Raw genomic sequence first — 3319 nt, 5'->3', positions numbered from 1 at the left:
CCCCTCCTTTTCCGGAAGCCACAGCTATGAATGCATTAATATTTGATTTATTATGTATTATTTTTTGATTTTTATTTTCTGTTAGCGTAACGACAGCATTACGTATATTCGGAATACTTTGTATTATTTGCTGTGCTTTCAATCGCAAGGACTGCAATTGCTGTGCGATATTTTTTGGCACTGTGATGGAAAGATATACAGTATTTTGGACTATAAAGATATTTGATAGTCTTTTCATATCAACGATATTATTTTTTTCTCCTGGTATGTACAATACCTTTAAAGAATCAACAATTTGTTTTTTTATTATTTGGTTCATTATGATGGATATCCATAATACAATGGTTGCGGGGGTAGGATTTGAACCCACGACCTTCAGGTTATGAGCCTGACGAGCTACCGGACTGCTCCACCCCGCGATAATATTTTTTATCATTACTAAAAAATAATCCGTTCTTTATAGACCTGGCAACGACCGACTCTCCCGCATCTTAAGATGAAGTACCATAGGCGCTAGGGCATTTAACGGCCGTGTTCGGAATGGGAACGGGTGCAGAAACCCTGCAAAAGCCACCAAGTCTATAAAAAACGAATGTAAAAAAGTCTTAAAAAATCATGACTATTGACAATAAGAGCAATCAAGCCAGTCAAGCTATTAGTACTGGTAAGCTTCACTAGTTACCTAGCTTCCACATCCAGCCTATCAACGTGGTAGTCTACCACAGCTCTGATAGGGAATACTAGTTTTCAGGTTGGTTTCCCACTTAGATGCTTTCAGCGGTTATCCATTCCGTATTTAGCTACCCTGCTATGCTATTGGAATAACAACAGGTCCACCAGAGATACGTCCATCCCGGTCCTCTCGTACTAGGGAAAGATCCTGTCAATATTCCTACACCCACGGCAGATAGGGACCGAACTGTCTCACGACGTTCTGAACCCAGCTCACGTACCGCTTTAATTGGCGAACAGCCAAACCCTTGGGACCTTCTCCAGCCCCAGGATGCGATGAGCCGACATCGAGGTGCCAAACAACCCCGTCGATATGGACTCTTGGGGGTCATCAGCCTGTTATCCCCGGCGTACCTTTTATCCGTTGAGCGATGGCCCTTCCACTCGGAACCACCGGATCACTATGACCGACTTTCGTCTCTGCTCGACTTGTCAGTCTCACAGTCAGGCAGGCTTATGCCATTGCACTCAACAAGCGATTTCCGACCGCTCTGAGCCTACCATCGCGCGCCTCCGTTACTCTTTCGGAGGCGACCGCCCCAGTCAAACTACCCACCATACAATGTCTCGGCCCCGGATAACGGAGCGCGGTTAGACATCCACTTTGATAAGGGTGGTATTTCAAGGATGGCTCCACAAAAACTAGCGTCCTTGCTTCAGTGCCTACCACCTATCCTACACATATCAAAACAAACGCCAATGTAAAGCTATAGTAAAGGTGCACGGGGTCTTTCCGTCTAACCGCAGGAACCCCGCATCTTCACGGGGAATTCAATTTCACTGAGTCTGCGTTGGAGACAGTGGGGAAGTCGTTACGCCATTCGTGCAGGTCGGAACTTACCCGACAAGGAATTTCGCTACCTTAGGACCGTTATAGTTACGGCCGCCGTTTACTGGGGCTTCAATTCAGAGCTCTCACCCCTCCTATTAACCTTCCAGCACCGGGCAGGCGTCAGACCCTATACTTCGTCTTGCGACTTCGCAGAGCCCTGTGTTTTTGGTAAACAGTCGCTACCCCCTGGTCTGTGACACCTTCTATTGGTTGCCCAAAAAAAGGTCACGCTTATCCCGAAGTTACGCGTGCAATTTGCCGAGTTCCTTCAACGCAGTTCTCTCAAGCGCCTTAGTATGCTCTACCTGACCACCTGTGTCGGTTTCGGGTACGGTCTATACGATGGAGCTATTTCCTGGAACCAATTCAAAGCACATCTAATCCAATAAAAATGTACAATTTACTTGATCCGTCACTTCCATCAGGCCCACAAATATTAATGTGGTTCCCATCAGCTACGCGTTTCCGCCTCACCTTAGGGGCCGGCTAACCCTGCTCAGATTAACTTTAAGCAGGAACCCTTGGTCTTTCGGCGAGAGGGTTTCTCACCCTCTTTATCGTTACTCATGTCAACATTCTCACTTCCGATACCTCCAGAGGTTCTCACAAATCCTCCTTCATCAGCTTACGGAACGCTCCGCTACCACTTGTTTATCTTTAACAATAAACAAATCCTCATCTTCGGTGCATGGCTTGAGCCCCGTTACATTTTCGGCGCAAAAATCCTTATCTAGACCAGTGAGCTGTTACGCTTTCTTTAAATGATGGCTGCTTCTAAGCCAACATCCTGGTTGTTTTGGGATCTTTACATCCTTTCCCACTTAGCCATGACTTCGGGACCTTAGATGGAGGTCAGGGTTGTTTCCCTCTCCACAATGGACGTTAGCACCCACTGTGTGTCTGCCAACTATTACTCCTCGGTATTCGGAGTTTGGTTAGGATCAGTAAGGCGGTAAGCCCCCATAGCCTATCCAGTGCTCTACCCCCGAGGGTATTCAGTTAACGCTCTACCTAAATAGATTTCGCGGAGAACCAGCTATCTCCGAGTTTGATTGGCCTTTCACCCCTAGCCACAAGTCATCCCAATCTATTGCAACAGATACGGGTTCGGTCCTCCAATTGGTGTTACCCAACCTTCAACCTGCTCATGGCTAGATCACTCGGTTTCGGGTCTAATGCAACAAACTAAACGCCCTATTCAGACTCGCTTTCGCTACGCCTACACCTATCGGCTTAAGCTTGCTTGCTACACTAAGTCGTTGACCCATTATACAAAAGGTACGCCGTCAGCCTTGCGGCCTTCGACTGTTTGTAGGCATTCGGTTTCAGGGTCTATTTCACTCCCCTAGTAGGGGTTCTTTTCGCCTTTCCCTCACGGTACTAGTTCACTATCGGTCATGCACGAGTACTTAGGCTTGGAGCGTGGTCGCCCCATGTTCAGACAGGATTTCACGTGTCCCGCCCTACTCAAGGTTAAAGAAAATTATTACGTATACGGGGCTATCACACACTATGGCTTACCTTCCCAGATAATTCTACTTAAATTTTCAATAACACTGGCCTGATCCGCGTTCGCTCGCCACTACTAACGGAGTCTCAATTGATGTCCTTTCCTACAGGTACTTAGATGTTTCAGTTCCCTGCGTTCGCTTCTTTTACCCTATTTTATTCAGATAAAGATACCTTCAAATACCTAGAAAATTAAACCGTATAGTACAGTTTCCTAGACATCTAAGGTGGGTTGCCCCATTCGGA

General features: G+C 46.6%; 1 protein-coding gene, 1 tRNA gene and 2 rRNA genes (1 of these 4 only partly in view). All 4 read right to left on the bottom strand.

Annotated features, from left to right (window positions below):
- On the bottom strand, positions 1–319 hold a 319-nt coding region (locus GY664_RS04940; protein ID WP_333948376.1), incomplete at its 3' end, for an iron-sulfur cluster assembly protein.
- A gap of 23 nt (positions 320–342) precedes the next feature.
- Positions 343–419: transfer RNA gene (locus tag GY664_RS04935), tRNA-Met, on the bottom strand.
- 44 nt (positions 420–463) lie between these two features.
- Positions 464–578, bottom strand: a 5S ribosomal RNA gene (rrf, locus tag GY664_RS04930).
- A 56-nt stretch (positions 579–634) separates the two neighbouring features.
- Positions 635–3319, bottom strand: a 23S ribosomal RNA gene (locus tag GY664_RS04925); it runs 113 nt beyond the window's last position.

The sequence above is a fragment of the Candidatus Liberibacter brunswickensis genome (assembly GCF_036858155.1).
In the GTDB taxonomy this organism is placed as follows: Bacteria; Pseudomonadota; Alphaproteobacteria; order Rhizobiales; family Rhizobiaceae; genus Liberibacter; species Liberibacter brunswickensis.
This window is presented reverse-complemented; position numbering and strand designations above follow the sequence as displayed.